Here is a 24,396-nt window from a genome sequence, read left to right on the forward strand (position 1 = left end):
CCCATTATAGGGGCGCGGACGGCTCTCTTTCCCGGGCGAAGGCGCAAATTCCCAGAGTTCCGCGAATCGGGTCGTAATCGGCGAGCACCTTGGGCGGCGCTGTCGGCTCGGCCCACAAGGCGGTGGCGGAGCGTCCCGCGACGACCGGTTCGCCGGCCAGTCCTGGTCCGTAGCGGTCCGCTGGGGCGAGCCGATCGGTCTCGGCCCTGGCGTCGGCTGGGTCGATCCCGGGCAGCACCGCGACCCGGGTGCTGCCCGTTCCGGCTTCGAACAGCAGCGCGGCCGCCGCGTCCACTGGCGGGCGCTCCCCGGCGTACGGCATTCCCCGCTGCTCCATGACGAGGATCAGGACGCGGTGCATCGGCTTGCGCCGCACGTATCCGGCGGCTACGCGCAAGGCAAGGAAACCGGCGAGGGGACCTTGTCCGGAAACCGAGTACGTCATCGGACCGCCTGGCAGCACCGCGGTCAGGTTGACCGGAGCCGACAACCGAGGGTCGAAATCGGGAGCGTCGTGCGCGACGACGGCCAGGTCGATCGGCTGGTCCTCGCTGAGCTGGCCGTCGAGCACTTCCCTGGCCAGCGAGATGAACGTGTTTCCTTGCGCGTTGGCGACCAGCTCCGGCGAGTAGCCGACCTCGTGTCCGGCGGCCAGATCGGTGAAGTACCGCGCCATGATCGGACCGTCGAGCCGATCAGAACCGGACTCGAAACGCCGGTACAGCAAGGTTTTCAACCCCATTGGCAGCACGGCGAACGGCGAGGTGCGCGTGGCCGCTTCGGGAGCACCAGCACTGAACACGTGCTCAGCCCTCCACAGCGGGAACCGGCAGCCGGTGCAAATGCTGACGTCGCAGCAGGTCCTCCGGCTGGTCTCGCTCACTGATCACATAGGACTGTCCATCATGGACCAACACCTCGGCGGGATAGCCGTGGCTGAGGAACAGCACCGGCGACGCGCTCGGGCCGTAAGCACCGGAGCGTTCCACGCCGATCAGGTCGCCCGGACGGACCGGCGGCAGCGGGATCTTCTTGCCCAGCACGTCGTTCGGCGTGCACAGCGGACCGGTGATCTGCCAGGTTTCGGTGGCCGGTTCGTCGATCCGGTTGAGCAGCCGCATCGGGAAATCGCGTTTGACGTAGGAGCCGATCCCGACCGCGGCCATATGGTGGTTGGTGCCGCCGTCGGCGACCGCGAAGTTCTGCCCCAGCGAGGTTTTGACGTAGCGGACGCGCACGACGTAGGTGCCGCTCATCGCGGTGAGGTAGCGGCCCAGTTCCATCACCAGCCGGGTGTCCGGATGCCGGGTGGCGAATTCGTCGATCACCGGGTTGAGCCGCGAGGTCAGCAGATCGAGGTCGAGGTCTTGTTCCCCGCCGAAATAGGCCACGCCCAATCCGCCGCCGACGTCGACCAGGTCGAGCCCGAATCCCAGCCGCGCGGACAGCTGCTCGGCCAGCGCGAAGATGCGCGTGGTGTTCTCCACCACCGATTCCTCGCTGAGAATGCGCGTGCCCATGTACACCTGGACGCCCATGATCTTCACGTTCGCGTGCCGGGAGACGAGGTCCTCGGCGGCGAACAGCTGTTCCTCGTCGATGCCGAACTGACGGGGTTTTCCGCCCATCGTCAGCCCGGAACCCTTGACCGCGAAGCTCGGATTGACCCGCAACGCCACCCGCGCCCGCACCCCGCGCTCGGCGGCGAGCCGGTCGATCAACGCCAGCTCCCCGAAGGATTCGCAGACGATCGCCGCGATGTCCTCGTCCAGACAGGCTTCCAGTTCCGCCTGGCTCTTGCCCGGGCCGAGGAAAATGATGTCGCGCGGCTCGACCCCGGCGCGACGCGCGGTGCGCAGTTCGGCGAGACTCGACACCTCGGCGCGGGCCCCGTTGTCGTGCAGCACAGCGAGAATCGACACGTTCGGATTCGACTTCAGCGAGAAGAAGACCTCCATGCTCTCGTGCAACCCTCGCCGCAGCCGGGACATCCGGCCGGCCAGCTCGCCGCCGTCGTAAACGAAAAGCGGGGTGCCGTAGCGGTCCGCCAGCTCGCTGATTCCGACGCCCTCGATTTCGAGTTCCGTACTCATCAGGTTCTGCTCCTAGTGTTCGAAGACCATCGCGGAAAACGTCGAGCCGAGGCCGACCGAAACCATCAGGTAGCGCTCGCCCGGGTTCAACAGCCCGAGCCGGGTCGCGGTGTGGTAGTTGAGAAACGGGTCCGCGCAGAAGCAATGCCCGGTGCGCGGGACATTGCCGAGGAAGATCCGTTTCCGCGGCACGTCCATCGCCTCCGCCGCGCGGATCCAGGAAACTTTGTTGACGTTGTGCGGCAAAACGAGCGCGAGATCGCTCGCCGAGCACCCGGCGGCTTCGAGCGCGGCGCGGGTGACGTCGCCCAGCGCGTCCGGATAAATCTGCCGGAAAACCTTGTTCTGCTCCTCGTTCGTGATGACTTCGCCGCCGGGACCGCCGAGCGTCGTCGTCGCGTAGCCGAGCAGCCGGTCGCGCCGCCCGCCCGGTGCGACCAGCACCGCGGCGGTCCCCTCGCCCATCACCGCGACGTCCGGGATGATCTGCGCGGCCGGGGTAAACGCCTTCTCCCCAGCGAGAATCAACGCCAGCGCGTCCGGGTCGCCGTCCTGTTCGAGCAGCGCCCCAGCGAGGTCGAGGGCGAGCAGCCCGGACGCGCACGCGTGGTCGGTGACGGTGAAACACAGCGCGTTCCGCAGTCCCAGCCGCTGCTGCACTTCGGCCAGCGGATCGAACGGATACGGCGACGCCGCGGGCACTGTCTTCGGCCGCAGCACGTAGCGGACGCGCTCCTCCACCCCGGCGAACCCGTCGAGTTTCGCGACCGCGCCGAGCAGCATCTCGGCCTCGGACTCGGGCGACCGGCAGACCTCGGACAGCCCGTAGATGCGGTGCAGCCTGCGCAACTGGGCGTCGGTGAGGTCGAGGTCGTCCTGCAGCGTCGCGATCGGCACCGCGGCGGGCAGGTAACTGGACACTGACATCAGGCACGTCACCCCGACAGCGTCCCAACCAGCGCTGACGTGACGCTGACGCGCGGCTTTCCGGCGAGGAGCCCAGCCAGCCTCACCACAGCGCGACAGCGGTCGCGACATGAACTGCGGCCACCACGGAACTGCCCGCGATCATCCCCGGTTCCCGGCGAAACACGCCAATGGCAACGTCGGCCACCTGCGCGACCGCAGCCGCGATCAGCACCACCGCACAGACTGGTCCAGACCACAGCAGCGGCACGATCGCGGCGGCACCGCCCAGCGGCACCGCTCTGGCCGCGTACATCAAGCTGTAGAACTTCTCCCCGCTCGCCGGATTCTCGCTGTGGCTCAACGCAGCCGGTCGCACCGCCGCCACCACAGCGAACACGACACTCACAACCGCGACCACGGCGTTCGCCGCCACCAAGACAGTCATCTCATCTCCAACCGTGAACTGTTTACAAGTTGAACTGTTCACGGATGGTACACTCGAAAAGTGAACACCGACGGCGGCCGCCCGTTACACGAGACCTCGGCTTTCAAGCTCATGGTGCTCGGCACCGACCTGGCAGCAGATTTCGCCGAGCACTTCCGCGAAGCGGAGCTGACCCCGAAGCATCTCGGGACGCTCGCCATGGTCGACCAGGGACTGGCGCGGACCCAGGACGACATCGCGAGGCTCATGCGGGTGAGCCCCAGCCTGGTCGTCCGGATGGCGGACCACCTGGAGCAGCGCGGTCTCCTCGAACGGAGCCGCGATCCGGCCAACCGGCGCAAGCACATCTTGTCCGTCACCGCGGCCGGGAAGTCGGTGCTCGGCGAGGCCGCTTCGTACGCGTCCGCCGTCGACAACGAACTGGAACCCCGGCTCGGCCGTCAGCTGAACAAGATCCTCACGCACCTGATGGGCAAGCTCGTGAAGAGCCGTCAGCAGCCATAGCGAGCCGATTTCGCCTTGTTCACCTTGCCGAGGCGGAGGTTCTGCGGATCACCGCCCGCCCGGCTACCGTCGAAACCATGCGCGTACTGGTCGCCGGAGCCTCCGGGTTCGTCGGCAGGCGGTTGTGCCCGGCACTGGAAGAGGCCGGGCACGACGTGCTCGCCATGACCCGCCGTCCCGCGGAATACCGCGGCGCGGGCGAACCGGTCCACGGCGACGTCGCCGACGTCGGTTCCCTGCGGGACGCGCTCAAGAACGTCGAAGCCGCCTACTACCTGGTGCATTCCCTCGACAGCACCGATTTCCAGCAGCTCGACGCCGACGCCGCCCGCGCGTTCGCCCGCGCCGCCGCGGAGGCGGGGGTGCGCCGGATCGTCTACCTCGGCGGGCTCGGGGACGACGGCGACTCGCTGTCGGAGCATCTGGCCAGCAGGCGCGAGGTCGAACGGCTGCTGGCGGAGACCGGGGTGCCGGTCACCGTGCTCCGCGCGGGCATCGTGATCGGGCACGGCGGCACGTCGTGGGAGCTGACCCGCCAGCTCGTCGAGCACCTGCCGGCGATGATCACCCCGCGCTGGGTCGGCACGCGCACCCAGCCGATCGCGCTCGCCGACGTCGTCCGCTACCTGACCGGGGTGCTGGAGCATCCGGAGACCGAAGGCCGGACGTTCGACATCGGCGGCCCGGAAGTGCTGACCTACCGGGAGATGTTGCAGCGCGTCGCGACGATCGAGGGCAGGATGCTGGTGATCGTGCCGGTTCCGCTCCTCTCGCCCCGGCTATCGTCCTACTGGCTTTCGCTGGTCACCGACATCGACGCCACGACCGGACGCGCGCTGATCGACTCGATGGGCAACGAGGTGGTCGTCCGCGACGACGCGATCCGCCGGATCGTCGAGTTCGAGCCGATGAGCTACGACGACGCCGTGCTGCAAGCGCTGGGCGAACGAGCGAGACAACGGCGGACCAGGTGAAGGCGTTCCTGACGGCGGTGACCGCGGCCGGTTCCGGGCTGCTGGGCGCGTCGCTGGCCAGCAAACCGGGGTCGCGGCGGTTCCACGTGCTGACCGCGTCGGTCGCGGCGACCTGGTTCGCCGGTGCGCGGGCGGCCGGACCGGTGCCACGGGGCCGTCCGGAGGTCGTGCAGCCGGTGCTGGCCGGCGCGGGCGCGTTCGGCGTCTTTTACGGCTGTGCGCTGGTCGCCCGCCGGATTCCGTTGCTGCGCCGCGCGATCACCGGCGTGCTCGGCCACGCCCACCACGGCTCGACGCCGACCGTGGTGACGACTGCCCTGGTAACCGGTGCCGCGGAAGAGGTTTTCTTCCGCGGCGCGCTCTACGACGCGTTCGGCGCGCGAGGCTCGACAGCGGTGTACGTGCTGTCGACGACGGCGACGCGAAATCCGGCGTTGGTCCTGGCGTCGGCGGTCATGGGGACGCTTTTCACCCTGGAACGCCGCTGGGGCGGCGGAGTGCGGGCACCGGTGCTGACGCACGTGACCTGGTCCGCTCTGATGATCGGCTTCCTGCCCAGGCTTTTCCCGCCTCAGGATTCCAGCACCGCCGAGTCCAGCCGGGGCGGAGTGGGTCCGTAGGCGTTGGAGCGGGCGGCGCGAGCCCGAGCACCGGGGATAGCGGTGAGCAGGCGCAGCAGCCGATACGGCGGAGCGGCAGGACGACCGCGCTCCCGAGCACGAGCCGCACGCTGTTCGAGCCGGACTTGCTGTGCCTGCACCTGCTGGATCGCGGGCTCGCGTTCGGCTTGAATCCGTGCGAGGGCACTGTCCGGGTCGGGCCAATTCCGCACGAGGTGATTGGCCGCGGCGACGGCGTCCTGTACCGCCATGAGGATTCCGTTGCCGCCGACCGGCGAGATGACGTGCGCGGCGTCCCCGATGAGCAGCAGACCCGGCCGCCACCAGCGCTCCACCCGGGAGATGTCGACCGACAGCAGCGTCGTCTGACCGAAGTCGGCGAGCTGATCGGCACGGTCGGCCAGCCACGGGACGTGGTCGGCGAGGAACGTCCGGATCGGGCCGACCCCGCGTTCGCGGGCCTCGGCGTAGCCGCCTTTGGGCAGGCTGTAGCCCACCTGCCAGCCGCTTGTCCCGGCGAGCAGGCCGACGTAATGGTGCTTCCCGAAGAAGAGGTCCACGTCGGCGTCCGGCGGGTCCTCGGGACGGTGCGGAAGCCGGAACCACAGCAGGTCGGTCGTGGCGCCGAGGGAACGAGCCGGAGCGTCGGCCAGGCGGCGGATCCGGGAAAACCGGCCGTCCGCGCCGACCACCAGCGCGGCGGGCAGGTCGTGGGTTCCGGTGTCGTCGCGGTAGCGGACGCCGGTGATCCGGCCGTCGTCGCGGTTCAGCTCGACGACCTTGGCTCCGGTGCGCACGCTCGCGCTGGGCAGCGCGGCGGTTTCGGCGGCGAGGAAGTCGAGGAACTGCGCCTGCGGCATCAGGGCGACGTAGTTGTACGGCGAGGAGAGCTTGCCGTAGTCGGCGGTGGTGATCGAGCCGGCCGGGGTGTGGAAACGGAAGAAGCGGGCTTTGTGGTGCGGCAGGGCGAGGAGCCGGTCGGCCAGGCCGAGGCTGTCGAGCAGTTCGAGGGTGTAGGGGTGCAGCGAATCGCCGCGGAAGTCGCGGTCGAAGTCGCGGTGCGCTTCCAGCAGCGTGACGGGGATTCCGGCCCGGCCGAGCAAGTAGGCGAGCACCATCCCGCCGGGGCCGCCGCCGACGATGACCACAGGCAGCTGGGTCATGCCGAACCCGCTTCCGGCACGAGACGGAACACGGCGAGGGTGTCCAGGTGCGCGGCGATCTCGGTCTCAGCCGCGTCCGGACCGACCGGAAACGCCGCGAGCGCCCAGGGAGCCTGCACTGCGGCTAAATAGGCCGAGATCACCGGAACAGCCTCGGCACCGTCCGCTGGCCGCGCGTGGACGCTTTCCTCGACCGATCCCGCACGGACACGGCAGGCCGGGTTCGCGCGGAGATTGCGCACCCAGTCGCGATTCGCGTCCGGCGACACCAGGTAGCGGTCGCCGTGGAGCAGGAGCACCCCCAGCGGCGTTTGGCGGGTCCGGCCGCTGCGGCGTCCGGTCGTCTCGAGCACGCGCAGCCCGTAGCCGCCCTCCGGCAGCGGGCCCGGGTCGGTGTCGAGCAGCTTCCGCACCATTTCGGCATTGATCTCGGCAACTTCGCTAGATTTTCTAGCCATACCGGACACTGTACCTCGTCGCTAGAAGTTCTAGCTACTATTCCGGCGTGGCGGACAAGCGAGCGGCGCGAGACGTTTCCCTGGCGGTGCGGCGGCTCCTGCAAGCGGGCCGGGGCATGCAGGCGGCTCTGGCGCGCAGGTTGTCGCTGCGAGTGACCGACGTGCAAGCCCTCGACCACGTGGTCTCCAGCTCAGAGCCGATCGGGCCGGGCGAACTGGGCGCCCGGCTCGGCATCACCTCGGCGTCGGCGACAGTGCTGGTCGACCGGCTCGCCGCGGCGGGGCATCTGGCCCGCCACGCCGATCCGGCCGACCGGCGGCGCGTCCACCTCCAGGCCACCGAGCACGCCCGCGCGGACGTCCGGACCGCGCTTGACCCGTTGCTCGCCGAGATCGAGGCCATCACGGACCGGCTCGAACCGGAGCACGTCTCGGTCGTCCTGTCCTTCCTGGACGACGTCGCGGCGGCGATGCGCGCCTACGACCGCAAGCCCTGAGCAGTCTTTTCGCCCCGCCGCTTGGTCAGCAGAGTCCACCCGATGAGGCCAGCGAACGCGACGATCATCAACGCCTGCGAGAAAGCCGCCGCTGTGTCGAACGGCAGCGTGTACACACCGACAATGCGAAGCACGGAATCGGCGATCAGCCCGACGCCCCACACCAGCGAGATCTGGTACCAGCGCCGCCGCAGCGTCGTGTCGTGCGCGGTGGCCTCGAATTCACGCTGCTGGTCGCCGCCCGCTGACTGCGCGAAGCGTCGTGCCGCGTAGTACGCCAGAGGACGGTTGAGCACGCAGCTGCCGACTAGGGCCACGCCAGCGCAGAAGGTGGTCACCGACTCCTTCGCCAGCAGCAGACGCGGGTCGCCGGTCAAGAAGCTCAACCCGAGCCCTAGTCCGAATAGCAGCATGAGGAACGACGAGAACAGGTCGATCCGGCGCTTCGACACCGCGACCCAGACGGTCCGCAACCCCGCGGCGACCGTGCCGGCCAGCAGCGACACGTAAGCACTCGCGCCAAGCAGGTTGGCCCCGTAGTAGACGACGACCGGCAAGCCGACGTCCAGGAACATCGTGGTGATCATCGTGCGGGCGATCGCAGGCATGCCGTACTCCCCGATTTTGGCTTGGCTGATGGGATTTCGGGAAGAACGCTACGGCCGCGGCACGCCGCCGTCTTGCCTCTCCGGCGGTATCCCGGGTGGAGAAATACCAGGCCCGGGTGGAGGGATTTCTCCACCCGGGGATACCCCGCGCACCGCACGACTTCGAGGCCGTTCCTCCGTAGTTTTCTCGGCATCGGAACGAATTCGGAAGGCAGGAACAACTCATGAGCGGACCCGTGGAGATCGTCCTGATCGTGGCGGCGGTCGGCTATCTGATGGTGCGGCGGATGATCGGCGAACCCGCGCAGGCCAAGCAGATGCTCATCCTGCCCGCGGTGCTGTCCGTCGTCGGCCTCAGCACGCTGTCGGGCGAGGTGAAGACCCCGGCCTCGCTGGTCTTCCTCGCCGGGACCGCGGTGATCAGCGTCGTCCTCGGCGTCCTGCGCGGAGCGACGGTGCGGATTTCCCGGCGCGACGGCGTCGCCTTCGTCCGCTACACCGGGGTGACCGTCGGGCTGTGGGTGGCGAACATCGTGGTCAAGGTCGGCGTGAACCTGGCGCTCGACGCGTTCGACCCGCAGGACTCCGGCGGCGTCTCCAACAGCCTGCTGTTCACCCTCGGCGTCGGCATCCTCGCCGAAGGACTGGTCGTGCTCTACCGCGCGCTGCGCGCCGGGCACCAGGTCATGTGGGCCCAGGGCAAGGACGGCGCGCCCGCGCAGAGCTCGCCGCTGCTGGACAACATCCAGCGCAATCTCAGCAGCCGTCCGGCCGAGTGGAACACTCAGTCGTCGCACGACGCCGGGACGACGAGGAGGAACCTGGTCCGATGAGGACGCTGGAGCGGGCGCCCGCCCTTCTCGGGCAGTACCGGGACGAGCTGATCCAGCCCGCCCTTGTCCTCACCTCGATCGCCTGCACCGCGGTTCAGTGGCCGGACGCGCAGATCGCGTACCGGCCATTGGCCTTGCCGCTGTTCATTCTCACCTCGATCGCCGCGCTCGTCTCGCTGCTGCCGTGGCCCCGGTATGCCGGGAAATGGCAAATCGCATTGATGGCCGTCTACATGGTGTTCGGTGCGGTGCTCATGCCGCTGGCGCACTCGACGTTCGCGCCGATGTTCCCGTTCGTCGCCGCGTCCGCGTCGGGGATCAAGCTCGCGTCCCGCCGGGCCGCGGTGGCCATCGCGTGCTCCGGAGCCGTGGTCGCGGCGGGGGCGACCTGGGTGGTCAGCCTGCTGTCGCCGGACCTCGTGCAGTGGCCGGTGTGGCTGACGCTGACGGTGCCCCTGCCGGTCGCTCTCGGCATCTCGCACCGCGACCGGCTCGACTCCATCCGCAACGCGCACCTCGCCGCCGAGTCGGCCCAGCGCGCCCGTGAGTCCGAGGCTCGCGAGGCCGCGCTCGTCGAACGAGGACGGATCGCGCGCGAGATCCACGACGTACTCGGTCATTCGCTCTCCGGGATCGCGCTGCAACTCGACATGGCCGATGCCCTGCGCGACAGCGGCCGCGACGACGAAGCAGCCGCCGCGGTGCGCAAAGCACGCGCCATCGCTGTCGACTCGATCAGCGAGACCCGCCGTGCGGTGCACGCACTGCGCGAGGACACCTTGCCGCTGTCTGAGACGTTGTGCCACCTTGCCGAGCAGTCCTCGGCCGAGTTCTCGATCGAAGGCGAGGCCGGGACGGTCGGCCCGGAGACCACGCACACCATGGTCCGGGCGGCGCAGGAGGCGATGACGAACGCGGCCAAATACGCGCCGGGCTCGACCCGCGACCTCCGGCTGGCCTTCACCGCCGATCGTGTCAGGCTGACCGTGCACAACGGGCCCGCGACCGAACCGCTCCGCGCCGAACTGGCCGGCGGCTCCGGGGTCGGGCTCGTCGGCATGCACGAACGGGCCGCCCTGCTCGGCGGCACCCTGCGAGCAGGCCCGGCCGACGGCGGCTGGACCGTGGAACTGGAGCTGCCTCGATGACCGACCGCCCGATCAGCCTCCTTGTCGTCGACGACCAGGCGACTGTCCGCGAAGCGCTCGCGGTGATGCTCGACCTCGCCGAGGACGTCAATGTCGTCGCGACCGCGACCAACGGAGCCGAAGCCGTCGAGGCGGCGCAGCAGCACCGCCCGGACGTCGTCCTCATGGACCTCAACATGCCGGTGCTCGACGGGGTCGGGGCCACCGGGCGCATCCGCGAAACCCAGCCGGGCACCACGGTTCTCGTGCTCACCACGTTCGACGACGACGAATCGATCCTGGCCGCGCTGCAGGCGGGTGCGAGCGGCTATCTGACCAAAGAGGCCGACCGCACCACGATCCTGCACGCCGTGCGCACCGCGGCGCAGGGCCAGACCGTGCTGTCGCCCGAGGTGCAGCGGCGGTTGCTCGCGCTGGCCGCCAAACCGGCCCCGCCCGCGGAACCGGATCTCTCGCTGACCGCGCGCGAACAGGAAATCCTGGGCCTGATCGGCGACGGTCTGCGCAATCCGGAAATCGCGGCCAAATTAGTCATCAGCGAAGCCACCGTGAAAACTCACATCAACAACTTGTTCGCCAAAGCGGGATTCCACTCGCGTGCCGACGCGGTCCGCTACGCACTCAAGCACCAGAACGGCCAGCGCTAGCAATAACTCAATAACGGCAGGCGTTTTTCGCGGTTTCCGCGATGACGCATCGATGCCGCATCCGCGACGCCGCGACCGGACAGCATGGTTCGCGAGGCGCACCGTCCGAGGTGCCGCCCAGGCGCAAAGGAATATTCACCATGGTTCGATTCACCGGCCCGGGTTCTCTTTCCGAAAGAGCGGCGAAGCCGTTCATCGCGATCGCCTTGACGATCGCCGCCTTGTTCGCGGGCGCGAGCGTCGCCGCCGCGGACCCGGCTGCCGCACCGCAAACCGGAATTCTCAGCTCAGCGGGCGCGGTCGCCGCGCCGAACACCACTCCTCCGGTGTTCAACTGCAGCTATTTCTCCCGCATCCCGTTCCACGACGTCGCCGTCAGCTGCGCGGTCCACGTCGGCGTGATGCGGGTTTACCTCATCTGCTCGAACAATGCCCGGATCAACGGCCCTGTCATGTTCGCGGGCACCACTTACCGTTTCATCCTCTCGTGCCCCGGCGTCCCATTGCGGTCGATTAACTGGGAAGCGCTGTCCTGACCCGGAGATCCGGCTCGGGGCGGCCATCCGGCGGGCCGTCCCGGGCCGGTTTCCCGGTCCGCTTGGCCGAAACTGCTCGGCCGTAGCGCCGCAGATCCGCCTCGGCGGTTGCCCGCCGCGCGCAAAGGCCGCTAGACACGACACGTCTTGGTCCGGCGACCGGCTGACGGGTGGTCACGATGACGGTACGATTCCGTCTGCTCGGCCCTGTTGGCGTGACGGTGGACGACCGCGCGATCGCCATGGGCCATCAGCAATTGCGTTGTATGGCGGCGGTTTTGCTGATCGAGGCCAACCAGACGGTCGCGATGGACGAACTCATCGACCGGGTCTGGCCGGAAGGCGCGCTGCCCCGGCAGCCGCGCCGGGCGGTGCAGCACAACATTCCGTTGCTGCGCAAGGCTCTCGCTCCGGTTCCGGAGGTCGACCTCACCCGCAGCGGCTGCGGTTACCGGCTTTCGGTCGCACCGGACGCGATCGATCTGCATCGTTTCCACGCCCTGCTCGCCGAGGCCCGGACCGCGCAGCACCGAGAGCCGGACGCCCGCGCCGCGATCGCACTGGAAGAGGCGTTGTCCCTGTGGCAGGGCAAGCCTTTCTCCGATCTCGCCGCCGCGGCCGACATCCCCTGGCTGTGCGCGCTGCGCGCCGCGCTGACCGCCCGGCAGCGGACCGCCCGCCTCGACCTGACCGACATCCGGCTGCGCCAGGGCAGACACGCCGAACTGCTCGCCGAACTGGCCGCCGACACCGCGAGCCACCCGTTCGACGAACGCTTGGCCGGGCAGTATCTGCTGGCGCTCTACCGAAGCCGTCGCCAGGCCGAGGCCTTGCAGCATTACCATCGCCTGCAACGGGTTCTGGCCGACGAACTCGGCACCGACCCCAGCCCGTCGCTCCAGCGGCTGCACGAGCAGATCCTGGCCGCCGACCCCGCGCTGGCCGCGCCCGCCCCGGAACCCGCGACCCGGCCCCCGGTCCCGCGCCAGCTGCCGTGCCCGCCCCGGCTTTTCACCGGCCGCGGCGCCGAACTCGCCCTGCTGGACCGGCACCTGGACGTGGCGGGCGCGGTGGCGATCGGCGGCACCGGCGGGATCGGCAAAACCTGGCTGGCGCTGCACTGGGCGCACCGGCGGCTCCACCGGTACCCCGACGGCCAGCTGCACGTCGACCTGCACGGTTTCGATCCCACCGGACAGCCGGTGGCCGCCGCCGAGGCGGTGCGCGGATTCCTGGACGCCCTCGGCGTGGCCCCCTCCGCCGTCCCGGTCAGCCCGGAAGCGCGCATCGGGCTGTACCGCAGCCTGCTCGCCGGGAAGCGGACGCTGATCGTGCTGGACAACGCCCGCGACATCGACCAGGTCGCGCCCCTGCTGCCGGGCAACCCCGCCTGCCCGGTCCTGATCACCAGCCGCCGCCAGCTGGTCGGCCTCGCCGCGCTGTACGGCGTCCGCCTGCTCGACCTGGACGTGCTCCCCGACTCCGCCGCCCGGGAACTTCTCGCCGGGCACCTCGGCCCGGGCCGGCTGGCCGCCGAACCCCGCACGGTCGACGACCTGCTCGCCCTGTGCGCCGGGTTGCCGCTGGCAGTGCGGATCGTCGCCGCGCGCGCCCAGCACCATCCGACGTTCCCGTTGGCAGCACTCGCCGAGGAACTGCACGACGCCTCCGCCCGGCTGGACGGGTTGAACGCCGGGGGCCGGCGAGTGAATCTGCGAGCGGTGCTGTCCTGGTCGGTCTGCGCACTCAGCCAGCGGGCGGCGCGGCTGTTCGGCCTGCTGGGCGTCGCGCCCGGCCCGGACATCAGCCTGGCCGCCGCCGAGGCGCTGGCGGCACTCCCGGCCGCCCAGCTGCGCACAGTGTTGCGAGAGCTGGAGATCGCCTCCCTGATCCAGCAACACGTGCCGGGCCGGTACCGGATGCACGACCTGATCCGGCTGTACGCCAGCGACCTCGCCCTGCACACCCTCACCGAAGACGCCCGGGACGCGGCGCTGCGGCGGATCCTGCACTTCTACACGCACACCGCCCACGCCGCCGACCGGCTCCTGAACCCGCGGCAGGACTCGGTCCCGCTCGATCCGCCCGCACCGGACGTCCTCCCCCATCCGCTTCCGGACGCGCTGGCAGCGCTGGCCTGGTGCAACACCGAGCACGCTTGCCTGATCGCCGCGCAGGACACCGCGTCGACGCTCGGGAAGAATCCCGCCGGATGGCAGCTGGCCCGTGCGCTGGAGACCTTCCACGCCCGGCTGTCGCGGCTCTACGACCGGCTCGCCCGATGGCAGGCTCCGGCGGATCCTCGCTACGGCTCCTCGCCGAGGTAGCGCGTCTGATCCTTCTGCCGGTTGACCTCCGTCGCGTAGTACTCGTCCGCCAGCTGATGCGCGCGACGCTCGATGAGGTTCAGCTGGGTCGCCAGCTCCTGCCCCGCCTCGGCCCGGTGCGCGGCGAACCACCGCGGCAGATTGAGATACGTCTGGACCGACAACGGCAGATCCGTCCGTGCCAGCACCAGCACCCGGTGCTGCAGATCCGGGTTCGCCGCCAGCCGGCGAGGGTCGGAGAGCAGATCGGACAGCATCTCCGCCACCCGGCGCACAGCGTCCACAGTGTCCACAGCGGACTCCGGAAGCCGGCCGGACGCTGTGCGCACCAAAGCGTCCAGTGACGAACGCACCTCGGCCGCTTCCACCGACGGGTCCACGACCAGCCGTACTTTCTCCGGCGGGCCGAGCAGCGCGCCCGCGGCGTAAAGCACGGCAAGGACCACGAACATCAGCCACAGCGGGCCGATCACGCCCACCGCGTACAACAGCAGTCCGGCCAGTGCGCCGACGCAGCCGAAGATGTTCTTGGTGGAACCGAACCAGCGCCTCATTGGTACCCGCGGATCTCCTGGAACACGCTGGCGAGCCGCACGTTCCTTGCGTCGAAGACCTTGCCGCCGGTCAGCGCGGCGACCTGGCCGAGTTCGTCGCCGCTGCCCTCGCCGAACAGGACCGTGAACACCGGGATCTGCCGCATCGCGGGCGGCAGCGATCCGAACGCTGCCTTGAACGCGCCGAGGTCCGAACCGCTCTCGTTCTCGCCGTCGGTCATCAGCACGATCGAGTTGAAGCGGTCCGGGTCCTTCGCCACCAACGGCTCAAGCACCTGGTACCCGTGCTGAAGGGTGTCGTAGATGGCGGTGCCGCCGCCCGCGGTCAAGCCGCCGACGTAATCCTTGATCTTCGCCAGCTCCGGTTGCGGGTTCTGTTCGGGCACGGTGAACGTCGCCGGCATCCCGGGCTGGGTGTTGAACGGCAGCATGGTGACCTCTTCCCGGCTGCGGAACTGCCGGTAGCGGCCGACCAGCGAACTGTCCGCGCCGGTGAGGCCGGACAACGCCGAACGCAGCGCCTCGATCCGGCCGTCCCGCATCGAGCCCGACGTGTCCAGCAGGTACAGCGTCCGCGACGGACGGCGGATCTTGCTGAAGTACGCCGAAAGCAACGCGTCCACCGCTTGCTGCGTCGCCGGGAACGGCAGCTCCACCAAGTCGTGCGAAGCGAACTGCTGGCCGAGCTGCACTCCGGGGATGGCCGGTCGACGTTGCGTAGCGGTCATGATCCGGCGCTGCACATCAGGTGTGCGCAGGTAGTCCGAAAGCTTCTGGTGCGCCGTGCGGGCGGCGTCGCTCGCGCCGGTAAGCAAGGTGAGCGGGTAATCGGCGGTGACAACGCCGTCCGCCGGATAGATCAGCGTCAACGGCTGCGGCAGCTTGCCCGAGGCGTTCAACGACAGCAGAACCGACTCGTAGTTGACCAGCCCGTCGACTTTCTGCCCCGGGTCCTGGCCGGTCGCCCGCCGTTGGAAGGCTTCGGACAGCCAGCCCGACGAACCCGCCGACATCTGCTGCGCGCTGAAGAACTGCGTAAGCTGCGGCGTGACCGCTCCGATCTGCTTCGCGTCGATCGCCGCCCCCGCCCCGGCGAGCGCCGACGCGACCCCGACGAGCGCGGAGAACCCGGAGTTCGACGCCGACGGGTCGGTCATCCCGTAGCTGAACTCCTTTTTCCCCGCCGCCACCGCGATGTCGCCCCACGTCGGGGCTTTCTTGTCCCAGCCCAGCCGCTGCGCGACCGGAGCCGAGAGCCCCAGCACCACTGGCGAACGCATGATCTTCGCCTGATTGCCCAGGCGTTTGCTCGCCTCGGGAATGCCTGCCGGATAACGGTTCGAGGAGAACCACACCGCGTCGTACTTCCCGTCGACGCCGCCCTTCGCGAGCGCCTCCGCTCCCTCCAGCGTGCCGGTGAAGGTGAACTTGACCCGCACCCCGGTCGCCTTCGCGGCCTCGTCGAGCACCGGTTGCAGGTCAGCCAGCTCGCTGCCCGCGAACACCCGCAACGTGTCCGCCGAGGGCTGGTCCGGATCGGTCGATTCCGCTGTCGAACAACCAGTCGCCAGCAGCGCGGCGGCCAGCGCCAGTACGCCGAGTTTCCTCACAGCTCCCCCTCGTGCGAACGACGCAGCCGGTCTTCCGCGCGCCGCAGCTCCCCGGACAGAGATTCCACAGTGGACGCCATGCGCGAAACAGCCTCGGCCTTGAACCCGTCGATCGCGTCGAACGCCGCGTAGATCCGGTCGAACGACTCGCGCACCGTGTCGACCGCGATGGCCGGATCGCTCGAAGCCTTCCGGATTTCCTCGCTCTGCGACTGCAACAGCTCCGCATTCGCCCGCAGCAAACCGTTCGTGGTCGCCTGCAACGCGTTGATCTCGTCGAGCACGTCTCGCTGGTTGGCCAGCGCGGCACTCACCAGCATCGCCACGCGCAGCGCGGAAACCGTCGTGGTCGCCGCCCGTTCCACGCCGCGGATCAGCTCGTCATTGGTCCGCCGCACCAGATCCAGCGCGAGATACCCCTGCGCGCTCACCGCCAGCTGAGTCAGCACATCCTGATGCCGCTGGCGGATCGGGTACAGCAGATCGGCACGCAAGGCATTGGCGTGCGAGGGATCCGTGAGGTCGAAGACGCCCGCCTGCCGATCTATCGCCGCGTCGACCGCCTCGGCGAACGCGGCGGCTTCGGCCAGTTTGCCGAGCGTCGCCCAGAGCCGCTCTCGTTCGCCCTTGATCGCCGCGTTGTCTCGCCGAAGGACGTCTTGGCGCATCCGAAGCTCGCGGACCAGCGCGTTCACCGGCTCATTCGCCGCCCGGTAGCGATCGAGCGCGCGCTTCGCGCTGGCCGCGGCGGGGAAGATCCCCAGCAGTTTGCGTCCGGTGATCGGCAGCTTCGCCGGATCGAGTTCCGCGACCGTGCGCCGCAACTCGGTCAGGCTCGTCGTCACTTCCTGCTGTGGCGACCGTGCGGCGTCGAGCGCGGTGGCCGACCGGTCGAGCATGGTCCCCGCGACCGTCGCCGCCGTGCGCATATCCGCTTCGCCGATCGCGAGGATTTCGTCGAGAAGCGCCGTGAACTCGGGCGATTTCACGTCGAGTGCTTCCAGCCGCGCGGCGAATTCGTCGGCCCGCTGGGAGATCTCGGCCCGGGTGTCGCCGCCCAGCGTGACAAACCCGGCCGCGCGTTCCGCGGGGAACGCCGCCACCGGCTCCGGCGGGGTGAGGGTGAAGTCGTCCATCAGTACTGTTTCTGGATCGAGTCGAGCATTCGTTCCAGAGTTTCGAAACTCGGCGGCTCGACGGCGTCGACAACGTCACCGGGAACCTTGGCCTGCGCGGCGACCTCACGGAACAACTGCGGATTCGTCGTACGGAACCCGAAGGCGGCGGCGAGCCTGCCCAGTTCCGGATCCGTCGACAGCAACTGGCCGACCTTGTTTCCGTTGGCGGAGAAGGGAACCAGCGTATGCTTCGAATACACCGTCGGCGCCGGGTACAGCATCCGCATGTCCGGGCGGATCGAGCCGTCCTTCCGCACCAGCCGGTCGACGTACTGCGACTCGTAGATCAGCGCGAGCGGCGTCTTGCCCATCCCCGCCGACAGATAGTCCTCGAACGGGCCCTCGGTGCTGTTCTGCGTGTACCCCTGGTCCAGGAACAGCTTCGCGACCCGCGGCAGGACTTTCCCTTCCTGGTCCGGACCGGAAACGACGTTGTTGCCGTTGGCCACGAACGAAACGATCGACAGGTACATCGCCGCGGAATTGGACTCGCGCGGGTCGGTCGTGGTCACGAGGACGTTCTTGCGCACCGGATAGACCGTGTTGTTCGGCAGCTGATCCCACCGGGTGCCCGCGAGCTGCAAGTACTTCGCGATGTCGAGCACCTGGTAGTCGCCCGCGCCCTTGTGCACCACGCCGGTGCCGCTCAGCAGCTGCACGATCGGCTCGAACGTCGCGACCGCCATCGGCGACTGGAACGGCGTATAGACTCCGGTGATCTTCTTGTCGCGTTGGATCTTCTGCGCCGCCGGCGAGGACGACGGGAAGGCGAACTCGTACTTCGCGAGGTCGACCGCAGTCGCGATCTGCCGCGATCCCGCGGTGTCGACCTCGACCTTCAAGCCCTGCCTGGCAAACGCGTCCACCACGCGCTGATCGGTGAAAAAGGCCTGCTTCTCCGATCCGATCACCCCGCGGACGACAGTCAGCCCGCCGCCGTCCGCGCGGTCGTCGCCGGACTTCCCCCAGAGGACCACGCCCACCACCGCGAGCACCAGAACCACAGCCAGCCCGATCGACAACCGGCGCTTCACGAACCCACCCTCCGCACGTCCCCCGACGCGTCACCTCGAATCCTTCATCTTTTGACGCCCGGCACGGGAGTTTCGGCGTGAACGGTCGATGAACAACCGGGGTTCCGGTGGCGTGCTGGCGGAATCACTGCGGTGGCGGGGATTTTCTTACGCGGGAAGGTCGTCCGGGCTGAGCCGGGGCCAGTCGTCCAGGTCCCGTTGTGCCCCCTCCGGCCACACCGCCGGGTAATGCCATTCCTCCGTCAGGCCAGCCGAAAATTGGACCAGCCCGTTCCAGCCCACTGGAGCCGCGCCGCCGTCACGGCACCGGAGACGGCTGGCGTATCCGACGGTGCAGCCGCCGCCGGACGTCGCGTGCTGGTTGGTGGTCGGCGGGCGGGGCGAATGGCGGCCGAAAGGGCTGGCCCGCAACAGCCGACCACACCGCGACAAGCTCCCCGAGCAGCCCCGATCGACTCCGAAATCCGTACCTCACCCCGCTGCGGCGGCCCGATTCGCGCGCGATGCCGCACGCGCACCGTCGGCAGCGCCAAAACCGTCTCCTAGCATGCCGCGCTCCTCCGCTCCCACTCGCCCGCCGGGGCCGACGTCCGCCCGCTCCCCCGCTTTTCCCCGATCGGAACCCCCGGCCGGATCGCAGACCACCACCATCCCGGCCTGCCGCGAATCCAGCACCACCGCACCCGCCGAGGTCTCCGCGCACACCCGCCGGTCCGCCGCCGCGGCCAGCCGGACCTCCGCCCCCGGCACCAGCCCCGCGACCCGCAGCGCACGAAGAAACCCGACGTCGTCCTGGATCCGCTCGCTGATCCGATACACCCGGGCCGAAGACTGCCCCGCCCGTATCGCCTCGGTCAGCACCCTCGTCCCGCCCGGAACCGGGACCGGCTCGGCGGCGATCCCGAATTCGGCGAGACCGGGAATCGGCGTCCCGTACGGGCAAAGCCGCGGGCCGCCGCACACCTCGAACACGCGCCGGGCCACGGTCTCCGACATCACGTGCTCCCACCGGCAAGCTTCGGCGTGCACCTGTTCCCAGTCCAGCCCGATCACCTGATACAGCAGCACTTCCGCGAGCCGGTGCTTGCACATCACCCGGACCGCGAGCCGCCGGCCTTCCGGGGACAGCACGAGCTGCCGGTCCTCGTTGACCTCGAGGAATCCGTCCCGCTCCAGCCGCGCGACCGTCTGGCTCACCGTGGGCGCGGTCTGCCCCAGCCGGTCCGCGATCCGCGCCCGCCGCGGGACGACGCCGTCCTCTTCCAGCTCGTACGCCGCCTTGAGGTACATCTCAGTGGTGTTGATCAGGCCCTGGGCAGTCACGCGAACCAGCCTGACAGCTCAACTCGGGTTGAGGTCAAGGAGAACGGCTCGAGACTGGAGATAAGCCGGAGATATCGTCCGTGTATCGGAAACCGCATACGTGCTGGCAACATCCGCCTGCCTTGACTGGCAGGCATGACCTACCGCGAACCGGCACGCGCCACCTCGCTGGTCTCCTCGCCGGTCGCGGCAACCGGGATCACGATCTACGGCTGCGGGCCCGACGAAGCCGCCTTGGTCCGGGAGGCGGTGTCCCGTTTGGGGGTGACACCGACTGTCACCTCGGCGGCGCTTTCCGAAGCCAACGCCGGACTCGCCGCCGGGAACCGGTGCGTCAGCGTCAGCCATAAAACCCGCGTCACCAACGCCGCTTTGCGCGCGCTCAGCGACGTCGGCGTCCGGTATCTCTCCACGCGAAGCATCGGGTGCAATCATCTCGACCTCGCCTACGCCGAGAAAATCGGGATCTCGGTGGAAAACGTCGCGTACTCGCCCGACAGCGTCGCCGACTACACGCTGATGTTGATGCTGATGGCGATTCGCAACGCGAAAGCCCTCGTCCGCCGGACGGATGCGCACGATTACCGGTTGAGCGATCTGCCGGGCAAAGAACTGCGCGACCTGACCGTGGGCGTCATCGGAACCGGGCGGATCGGCGCGGCGGTGATCGACCGGCTGTGGGGGTTCGGCGGACAGAAACTGGCTTACGACCTTCGTCCCCAAACCTCGGCCGATTACGTTTCCCTCGACGATTTGCTGCGGCAGAGCGACATCGTCACCCTGCACACCCCGCTCACCCCGGAAACCCGCCATTTGCTGGACCGGCACCGGATCGAGCAGATGAAGCCCGGCGCGATCGTCGTCAACACCGGCCGCGGCGGGCTGATCGACACCGAAGCTCTCCTGTCCGCGGTGGAAAGCGGCAGGCTGGGCGGCGCGGCATTGGACGTCCTCGAAGGGGAAGAGGGGATGTTCTATGCCGACTGCCGCCGCAAACCGATCGAAAACACGCTTTTGGCGCGCCTGCAGAAGCTGCCGAACGTGCTGATCAGCCCGCACACCGCCTATTACACCGACCACGCACTGCGCGACGCGGTGGAAAACAGTCTCCTCAACTGCCTGAATTTCGAAAGCTGGACAAACCATGGCTAAGCTCAAGATCGGCATCCTCTTCGGAGGCATCTCCGAGGAACATCCCGTCTCGGTCAAATCCGCGCGCGAGGTCGAGAAGAACCTCGATCCGGAGAAGTACGAACCGTACTGGATCGGGATCACCAAGAGCGGTGCGTGGAAGCTGTGCGACGGCCCGGGCCGAGCGTGGGAGGACGGCCGCCCGGCGATGCTCTCGCCGGACCGGAGCGTCCACGGGCTGCTGGTCGAGGAACAGGGCAAGTACGAACCGGTCCGGCTGGACGTGGTGCTGCCGGTGCTGCACGGCAAACTCGGCGAGGACGGCGCGATGCAGGGCCTCCTGGAGCTGTCCGGAATCCCGTACGCGGGCTGTGACGTGCAGAGTTCCGCTCTGTGCATGGACAAATCCCTGGCCTATCTGGTCGTCGGCAACGCGGGCGTCGCCACGCCGAATTTCTGGGCCGGCACCGCGGGCGAAGACGTCGACGCGAGCAAATTCGCCTACCCCGTCTTCGTGAAACCGGCCCGGTCCGGTTCTTCGTTCGGCGTCACCAAGGTTTCGCGCGAGGAGGATCTGCCAGGAGCGATCGCGGAGGCGGCGCGATTCGATTCCAAGGTGCTGATCGAAGAGGCGGTCGAAGGCAGCGAGGTGGGGTGCGCGGTCTTGGGCAACGGCGCGGAGCTGGTCGTCGGCGAACCGGACCAGATCCGGCTGTCGCACGGTTTCTTCAAGATCCACCAGGAGGACAACCCGGAAAGCGGCTCGGAGAACTCGACCATCCTCGTTCCCGCCGACATTTCGGCGGAGTCGCGCGCACGCGTCCAGGCGACCGCGCAGACGATCTACCGCGCGCTGGGCTGCAAGGGGCTCGCCCGGGTAGACCTCTTCCTGCTGGAAGACGGCACCGCCATGCTCAACGAGGTCAACACCTTCCCTGGCCTCACTTCCTACAGCCGGTACCCGCGGATGATGGCGGCGGCCGGGCTGCCGTTCTCCGAAATGCTCGACCGGATGGTGTCGCTCGCGTTGGCCGGGACGCCCCGATGAAGCACGGTTTCGCCTTCCTGGACGAGGCCGCCCCCGGGATCCGCTGGGACGCCAAGTACGCCACCTGGGACAACTTCACCGGCAAACCGGTCGACGGTTACCTGGCGAACCGCATCGTCGGCACCCACGCCCTGTGCACCGCATTGCAAAGCGCGCAAGACAAAGCCGCGACGCTGGGGTTCGGCCTGCTGATCTGGGACGGCTACCGGCCGCAGCGCGCCGTCGACTGCTTCCTGCGCTGGGCGAAGCAGCCGGAAGACGGCTGCAAGAAACTCCAGCACTACCCCAACATCAGCCGCGCGGAAATGTTCGAGAACGGCTATGTGGCAACGAAATCCGGCCACACCCGGGGCAGCACAGTGGATTTGACGCTGTATCGCCTGGACACCGGCGAGCTTCTTCCCATGGGCGGGGGCTTCGACCTGATGGACGTCGTCTCGCACCACGGCGCGCCGGGGATCACCGCGACCGAGGCAGCGAACCGGCAGCACCTCCGTTCCGTCATGGAGGACTGCGGTTTCGCCGCCTATGAAGCCGAGTGGTGGCACTACACGCTGAAGGACGAGCCTTACCCCGACACGTACTTCGATTTCCTCGTCGCCTAGATGAACACCACAGGACCACGCGTCGTGGTCGCCGGAGGCCATTCGGCCGGGCACATCGAACCCGCGATGAACTTCGCCGACGCGCTACTGCGGCTGGCGCCCGCCGCCGAGGTCACCGCGCTCGGCACCGTCCGCGGCCTCGACACGACGCTCATCCCCGCTCGCGGCTACCCGCTGGAACTCATCCCGCCGGTCCCGCTGCCTCGCAAGATGTCCCGGGCCGTGCTGCGGACGCCGTCCCGGCTGCGCGATTCGGTCCGGGCCGCCGGGACGGTGCTGGACCAGGTCCGGGCAGACGTGGTGGTGGGCTTCGGCGGCTACGTCGCCGCCCCGGCCTACCTCGCCGCGCGCCAGCGGCGGCTGCCCATCGTCATCCACGAGGCGAACGTCCGGCCAGGCGCGGCGAACCGGCTGGCCGCCCGGCTGACAACGCACGTCTACACCGCCTCCCCCGATGTCCGGCTGAAATACGGCACCGCGATCGGCATCCCGCTGCGTCCGGCGATCACCGGACTCGACCGTCTCGCGACCCGCGAAGCAGCTCGCCGACGATTCGGCCTGTACCCCGACGGCCCGGTGCTGCTGGTCACCGGCGGCTCGCAGGGCGCCAAGACGATCAACGCCGCCGTATCCGGTGCAGCTGAGCGATTGAGCGCGGCCGGAGTACAAGTCCTGCACATCACCGGCCCGCAGCACGCCGTCGAGGTCCCCGCGGGCGACCCGCCGTATGTCGTCCTGCCGTTTGTCGACGAAATGCAGTACGCCTACGCCGCAGCCGATTTCGCGATCTGCCGCTCAGGCGCGATGACCTGCGCCGAGTTAGCCGCCGTCGGACTGCCGGCCGCGTTCGCCCCGCTGCCGGAACGCGGCGGCGAGCAACGCCTGAACGCCGGACCGGTCGTCGCGGCCGGTGGCGCACTGCTCGTCAACGACGCCGAACTCACCCCAGCCTGGATCGAAACCGCCCTTCTCCCGATCCTCACCGACCCAGCGCGAATCGCCGCAATGTCCGCCCACGCCACCGCAACCGGAACACCCAACGCCGACACCGTCCTAGCGCGACACGTCCTGACGATCGCCGAGCGACATCGACCCGCCAGGTAACCGCACCGTCACCCGAAGCCCGCCAGCAGCACCCGGCGCCAGGGAAAGAGCCCCGTCGTGCGCTTGCGTAATGCTCTTCACGATCGCCAACCCAAGCCCAACCCCGACGTGATCACGACGGACCCGCTCAGTACCACGCTGGAACGGCTCGGTGAACGTCCAGATCCGCTCCGGGCTGACTTCTTCCCCGGTGTTTTCCACCGTGAGCGTGCTCGACGTCGCGGACGCAGTGGCACGAAGCTGCACGGTCCCGCCTTCCGGCAGGTTGTGGACGATGGCGTTGTGCAGCAGGTTCGTCGTCAACTGCAGCAGCAGCGCCCGAGACCCGCGCACAGCCGTGATGTCGCCCGTGGTCTCGATGGTCACGCCGTGCTTCTCGGCCAGCGGGAGAAGCGTCTCGGCGGCTTCCTCCGCGAGCAGGGACAGGTCGACGGGTTCCCGCGTGAACGAACGCTGATCCGCGCGGCTGAGCAGCAGCAAGGCTTCGGTGAGTTCGATCGCCCGGCCGTTGACGACGCGGAGGCGTTCGTGGAGTTCGCCGCGGTCGTGGTCCGGGTCGTTGCGGGCGACTTCCAGCAGGCTCTGCGTGATCGCCAGCGGAGTGCGCAGCTCGTGGGAGGCGTTCGCGGCGAATCTCCGTTGTTCTGCGACGTGCGCGTCGAGGCGGGCGAGCATGGCGTCGAAGCTGTCGGCGAGTTCGCGGAACTCGTCGTCGCGGCCCTCCAGTTCGATCCGGTGCGCGAGCGAGCCGGTCGAAGCCTGCCGGGTCGCGGCGGTGATCCGGGTCAGCGGGGCGAGCATGCGGCCGGCCAGCACCCAGCCGCCCAGCAGGCCGAAGATCAGCAGGAGCAGCATCACGACGGCCGCGTAGGGCGCGAAATCCTTGATCAGGTCGCGGCCGGACGGAGCCATCACCACCGGCATGATCTCCAGTGCCCGGTCCTGGTAGTTCAGCAGGAACGCCCCCACCGCGCCGAGCAGCAGCGTCCCGGCCAGCATGAGGAATCCGGCGTAGCTGAGGGTCAGTTTGAGCCGGACGCTCATCCC

The 24,396-nt window shown here is 68.9% G+C and carries 27 protein-coding genes; 13 read left to right on the top strand and 14 right to left on the bottom strand.

All coding sequences use genetic code 11. The features are described from left to right. Window positions 1-4: 4 nt before the first annotated feature. From ACWGIC_RS08315 to ACWGIC_RS08330, 4 genes are all read right to left on the bottom strand, one after another. Entirely contained in the window at window positions 5-802 is a 798-nt protein-coding gene (locus tag ACWGIC_RS08315) for a hypothetical protein (protein WP_452075213.1), read from the bottom strand. A gap of 4 nt (window positions 803-806) precedes the next feature. Beyond that, window positions 807-2,093 carry a type III PLP-dependent enzyme gene (locus tag ACWGIC_RS08320; protein WP_452075214.1) on the bottom strand — a complete coding sequence of 429 codons (1,287 nt, stop codon included), beginning with the start codon at window positions 2,091-2,093 and terminating at the stop codon, window positions 807-809. Window positions 2,094-2,105: 12 nt separating this feature from the next. Beyond that, window positions 2,106-3,020, bottom strand: coding sequence for a 3-oxoacyl-[acyl-carrier-protein] synthase III C-terminal domain-containing protein (locus tag ACWGIC_RS08325; RefSeq protein WP_452075215.1), 915 nt, complete (start codon window positions 3,018-3,020; stop codon window positions 2,106-2,108). Between the two features lie 82 nt (window positions 3,021-3,102). After that, window positions 3,103-3,447 (bottom strand): hypothetical protein, encoded by a 345-nt coding sequence (locus tag ACWGIC_RS08330; protein ID WP_452075216.1) that lies wholly within the window; start codon window positions 3,445-3,447, stop codon window positions 3,103-3,105. Window positions 3,448-3,507: 60 nt separating this feature from the next. Between ACWGIC_RS08330 and ACWGIC_RS08335 the strand changes: the two genes are divergently transcribed. The 3 genes from ACWGIC_RS08335 to ACWGIC_RS08345 all read left to right on the top strand — a co-directional run bounded on the left by ACWGIC_RS08335 (window position 3,508) and on the right by ACWGIC_RS08345 (window position 5,545). Beyond that, complete coding sequence (locus ACWGIC_RS08335; RefSeq protein WP_452075217.1) at window positions 3,508-3,951, top strand: MarR family winged helix-turn-helix transcriptional regulator; 444 nt, start codon at window positions 3,508-3,510, stop codon at window positions 3,949-3,951. A 77-nt stretch (window positions 3,952-4,028) separates the two neighbouring features. Then, complete coding sequence (locus tag ACWGIC_RS08340) at window positions 4,029-4,925, top strand: NAD(P)H-binding protein (protein WP_452075218.1); 897 nt, start codon at window positions 4,029-4,031, stop codon at window positions 4,923-4,925. After that, window positions 4,922-5,545, top strand: a complete 624-nt coding sequence (locus ACWGIC_RS08345) for a CPBP family intramembrane glutamic endopeptidase (protein ID WP_452075219.1) — start codon at window positions 4,922-4,924, stop codon at window positions 5,543-5,545. The genes ACWGIC_RS08340 and ACWGIC_RS08345 overlap by 4 nt, the downstream gene beginning before the upstream one ends. On the opposite strand, the gene ACWGIC_RS08350 is transcribed toward ACWGIC_RS08345, so the two are convergent. Then, entirely contained in the window at window positions 5,497-6,708 is a 1,212-nt protein-coding gene (locus ACWGIC_RS08350; RefSeq protein ID WP_452075220.1) for an FAD-dependent oxidoreductase, read from the bottom strand. The two genes, ACWGIC_RS08345 and ACWGIC_RS08350, sit on opposite strands and share 49 nt — an antisense overlap. Further along, a complete protein-coding gene (locus ACWGIC_RS08355) occupies window positions 6,705-7,166 on the bottom strand; it encodes a nitroreductase family deazaflavin-dependent oxidoreductase (RefSeq protein WP_452075221.1) in 462 nt (153 codons plus the stop codon). Before ACWGIC_RS08355 ends, ACWGIC_RS08350 begins: the two co-directional genes overlap by 4 nt. A gap of 47 nt (window positions 7,167-7,213) precedes the next feature. Between ACWGIC_RS08355 and ACWGIC_RS08360 the strand changes: the two genes are divergently transcribed. Continuing rightward, a complete protein-coding gene (locus ACWGIC_RS08360) occupies window positions 7,214-7,663 on the top strand; it encodes a MarR family winged helix-turn-helix transcriptional regulator (protein ID WP_452075222.1) in 450 nt (149 codons plus the stop codon). Here the strand turns inward: ACWGIC_RS08360 and ACWGIC_RS08365 are convergent. Continuing rightward, window positions 7,645-8,271: a VC0807 family protein gene (locus ACWGIC_RS08365; protein WP_452075223.1), complete on the bottom strand. Its 627-nt coding sequence runs from the start codon at window positions 8,269-8,271 to the stop codon at window positions 7,645-7,647. The genes ACWGIC_RS08360 and ACWGIC_RS08365 overlap by 19 nt on opposite strands. Window positions 8,272-8,495: 224 nt before the next feature. On the opposite strand from ACWGIC_RS08365, the gene ACWGIC_RS08370 reads away from it, so the two are divergent. From ACWGIC_RS08370 to ACWGIC_RS08390, 5 genes are all read left to right on the top strand, one after another. Further along, window positions 8,496-9,104 carry a DUF1453 domain-containing protein gene (locus tag ACWGIC_RS08370; RefSeq protein ID WP_452075224.1) on the top strand — a complete coding sequence of 203 codons (609 nt, stop codon included), beginning with the start codon at window positions 8,496-8,498 and terminating at the stop codon, window positions 9,102-9,104. Beyond that, window positions 9,101-10,252: a sensor histidine kinase gene (locus tag ACWGIC_RS08375; protein WP_452075225.1), complete on the top strand. Its 1,152-nt coding sequence runs from the start codon at window positions 9,101-9,103 to the stop codon at window positions 10,250-10,252. Before ACWGIC_RS08370 ends, ACWGIC_RS08375 begins: the two co-directional genes overlap by 4 nt. Further along, the gene (locus ACWGIC_RS08380) at window positions 10,249-10,899 is read left to right on the top strand and encodes a response regulator (protein ID WP_452075226.1); all 651 of its coding nucleotides are present in this window, start codon (window positions 10,249-10,251) and stop codon (window positions 10,897-10,899) included. The genes ACWGIC_RS08375 and ACWGIC_RS08380 overlap by 4 nt, the downstream gene beginning before the upstream one ends. 140 nt (window positions 10,900-11,039) lie before the next feature. After that, window positions 11,040-11,435: a hypothetical protein gene (locus ACWGIC_RS08385; RefSeq protein WP_452075227.1), complete on the top strand. Its 396-nt coding sequence runs from the start codon at window positions 11,040-11,042 to the stop codon at window positions 11,433-11,435. 179 nt (window positions 11,436-11,614) lie between these two features. Further along, window positions 11,615-13,762 carry a BTAD domain-containing putative transcriptional regulator gene (locus tag ACWGIC_RS08390; protein WP_452075228.1) on the top strand — a complete coding sequence of 716 codons (2,148 nt, stop codon included), beginning with the start codon at window positions 11,615-11,617 and terminating at the stop codon, window positions 13,760-13,762. On the opposite strand, the gene ACWGIC_RS08395 is transcribed toward ACWGIC_RS08390, so the two are convergent. The 6 genes from ACWGIC_RS08395 to ACWGIC_RS08420 all read right to left on the bottom strand — a co-directional run bounded on the left by ACWGIC_RS08395 (window position 13,741) and on the right by ACWGIC_RS08420 (window position 19,461). Continuing rightward, a complete protein-coding gene (locus ACWGIC_RS08395; protein WP_452075229.1) occupies window positions 13,741-14,316 on the bottom strand; it encodes a hypothetical protein in 576 nt (191 codons plus the stop codon). The genes ACWGIC_RS08390 and ACWGIC_RS08395 overlap by 22 nt on opposite strands. Next, window positions 14,313-15,926 (bottom strand): substrate-binding domain-containing protein, encoded by a 1,614-nt coding sequence (locus ACWGIC_RS08400; RefSeq protein WP_452075230.1) that lies wholly within the window; start codon window positions 15,924-15,926, stop codon window positions 14,313-14,315. Before ACWGIC_RS08400 ends, ACWGIC_RS08395 begins: the two co-directional genes overlap by 4 nt. Further along, on the bottom strand, window positions 15,923-17,062 hold the full coding sequence (locus ACWGIC_RS08405) for a toxic anion resistance protein (protein WP_452075231.1): 1,140 nt from the start codon (window positions 17,060-17,062) through the stop codon (window positions 15,923-15,925). The genes ACWGIC_RS08400 and ACWGIC_RS08405 overlap by 4 nt, the downstream gene beginning before the upstream one ends. Continuing rightward, the gene (locus tag ACWGIC_RS08410; RefSeq protein ID WP_452075232.1) at window positions 17,062-18,138 is read right to left on the bottom strand and encodes a hypothetical protein; all 1,077 of its coding nucleotides are present in this window, start codon (window positions 18,136-18,138) and stop codon (window positions 17,062-17,064) included. The genes ACWGIC_RS08405 and ACWGIC_RS08410 overlap by 1 nt, the downstream gene beginning before the upstream one ends. Before the next feature lie 147 nt (window positions 18,139-18,285). Further along, window positions 18,286-18,549, bottom strand: coding sequence for a hypothetical protein (locus ACWGIC_RS08415; protein WP_452075233.1), 264 nt, complete (start codon window positions 18,547-18,549; stop codon window positions 18,286-18,288). A 60-nt stretch (window positions 18,550-18,609) separates the two neighbouring features. Then, window positions 18,610-19,461 (bottom strand): metal-dependent transcriptional regulator, encoded by an 852-nt coding sequence (locus ACWGIC_RS08420; protein WP_452075234.1) that lies wholly within the window; start codon window positions 19,459-19,461, stop codon window positions 18,610-18,612. A 135-nt stretch (window positions 19,462-19,596) separates the two neighbouring features. Between ACWGIC_RS08420 and ACWGIC_RS08425 the strand changes: the two genes are divergently transcribed. From ACWGIC_RS08425 to ACWGIC_RS08440, 4 genes are read left to right on the top strand one after another with little or no spacing between them, the layout of a single operon-like run. Further along, entirely contained in the window at window positions 19,597-20,613 is a 1,017-nt protein-coding gene (locus ACWGIC_RS08425; RefSeq protein ID WP_452075235.1) for a D-isomer specific 2-hydroxyacid dehydrogenase family protein, read from the top strand. Continuing rightward, window positions 20,606-21,640: a D-alanine--(R)-lactate ligase gene (gene vanA / locus ACWGIC_RS08430; protein ID WP_452075236.1), complete on the top strand. Its 1,035-nt coding sequence runs from the start codon at window positions 20,606-20,608 to the stop codon at window positions 21,638-21,640. The genes ACWGIC_RS08425 and vanA overlap by 8 nt, the downstream gene beginning before the upstream one ends. Next, window positions 21,637-22,245, top strand: a complete 609-nt coding sequence (gene vanX, locus ACWGIC_RS08435) for a D-Ala-D-Ala dipeptidase VanX (protein ID WP_452075237.1) — start codon at window positions 21,637-21,639, stop codon at window positions 22,243-22,245. The genes vanA and vanX overlap by 4 nt, the downstream gene beginning before the upstream one ends. Then, window positions 22,246-23,349: a UDP-N-acetylglucosamine--N-acetylmuramyl-(pentapeptide) pyrophosphoryl-undecaprenol N-acetylglucosamine transferase gene (locus ACWGIC_RS08440; protein WP_452075238.1), complete on the top strand. Its 1,104-nt coding sequence runs from the start codon at window positions 22,246-22,248 to the stop codon at window positions 23,347-23,349. It begins immediately after the preceding gene. Here ACWGIC_RS08440 and ACWGIC_RS08445 read toward each other — a convergent pair. Then, window positions 23,299-24,393 (bottom strand): sensor histidine kinase, encoded by a 1,095-nt coding sequence (locus ACWGIC_RS08445; protein WP_452075239.1) that lies wholly within the window; start codon window positions 24,391-24,393, stop codon window positions 23,299-23,301. The genes ACWGIC_RS08440 and ACWGIC_RS08445 overlap by 51 nt on opposite strands. Window positions 24,394-24,396 lie beyond the last annotated feature (3 nt).

This window comes from Amycolatopsis sp. NPDC054798, from assembly GCF_053611505.1.

Excerpts from the sequence above, each read along its gene's own strand:
- ACWGIC_RS08320 (WP_452075214.1), bottom strand. The coding sequence starts at position 2,093 with ATGAGTACGGAACTCGAAATCGAGGGCGTCGGAATCAGCGAGCTGGCG.
- ACWGIC_RS08325 (WP_452075215.1), bottom strand. The coding sequence starts at position 3,020 with ATGTCAGTGTCCAGTTACCTGCCCGCCGCGGTGCCGATCGCGACGCTG.
- ACWGIC_RS08330 (WP_452075216.1), bottom strand. The coding sequence starts at position 3,447 with ATGACTGTCTTGGTGGCGGCGAACGCCGTGGTCGCGGTTGTGAGTGTC.
- ACWGIC_RS08340 (WP_452075218.1), top strand. The coding sequence starts at position 4,029 with ATGCGCGTACTGGTCGCCGGAGCCTCCGGGTTCGTCGGCAGGCGGTTG.
- ACWGIC_RS08350 (WP_452075220.1), bottom strand. The coding sequence starts at position 6,708 with ATGACCCAGCTGCCTGTGGTCATCGTCGGCGGCGGCCCCGGCGGGATG.
- ACWGIC_RS08355 (WP_452075221.1), bottom strand. The coding sequence starts at position 7,166 with ATGGCTAGAAAATCTAGCGAAGTTGCCGAGATCAATGCCGAAATGGTG.
- ACWGIC_RS08365 (WP_452075223.1), bottom strand. The coding sequence starts at position 8,271 with ATGCCTGCGATCGCCCGCACGATGATCACCACGATGTTCCTGGACGTC.
- ACWGIC_RS08370 (WP_452075224.1), top strand. The coding sequence starts at position 8,496 with ATGAGCGGACCCGTGGAGATCGTCCTGATCGTGGCGGCGGTCGGCTAT.
- ACWGIC_RS08375 (WP_452075225.1), top strand. The coding sequence starts at position 9,101 with ATGAGGACGCTGGAGCGGGCGCCCGCCCTTCTCGGGCAGTACCGGGAC.
- ACWGIC_RS08380 (WP_452075226.1), top strand. The coding sequence starts at position 10,249 with ATGACCGACCGCCCGATCAGCCTCCTTGTCGTCGACGACCAGGCGACT.
- ACWGIC_RS08385 (WP_452075227.1), top strand. The coding sequence starts at position 11,040 with ATGGTTCGATTCACCGGCCCGGGTTCTCTTTCCGAAAGAGCGGCGAAG.
- ACWGIC_RS08390 (WP_452075228.1), top strand. The coding sequence starts at position 11,615 with ATGACGGTACGATTCCGTCTGCTCGGCCCTGTTGGCGTGACGGTGGAC.
- ACWGIC_RS08395 (WP_452075229.1), bottom strand. The coding sequence starts at position 14,316 with ATGAGGCGCTGGTTCGGTTCCACCAAGAACATCTTCGGCTGCGTCGGC.
- ACWGIC_RS08405 (WP_452075231.1), bottom strand. The coding sequence starts at position 17,062 with ATGGACGACTTCACCCTCACCCCGCCGGAGCCGGTGGCGGCGTTCCCC.
- ACWGIC_RS08425 (WP_452075235.1), top strand. The coding sequence starts at position 19,597 with ATGACCTACCGCGAACCGGCACGCGCCACCTCGCTGGTCTCCTCGCCG.
- vanA (WP_452075236.1), top strand. The coding sequence starts at position 20,606 with ATGGCTAAGCTCAAGATCGGCATCCTCTTCGGAGGCATCTCCGAGGAA.
- vanX (WP_452075237.1), top strand. The coding sequence starts at position 21,637 with ATGAAGCACGGTTTCGCCTTCCTGGACGAGGCCGCCCCCGGGATCCGC.
- ACWGIC_RS08440 (WP_452075238.1), top strand. The coding sequence starts at position 22,246 with ATGAACACCACAGGACCACGCGTCGTGGTCGCCGGAGGCCATTCGGCC.
- ACWGIC_RS08445 (WP_452075239.1), bottom strand. The coding sequence starts at position 24,393 with ATGAGCGTCCGGCTCAAACTGACCCTCAGCTACGCCGGATTCCTCATG.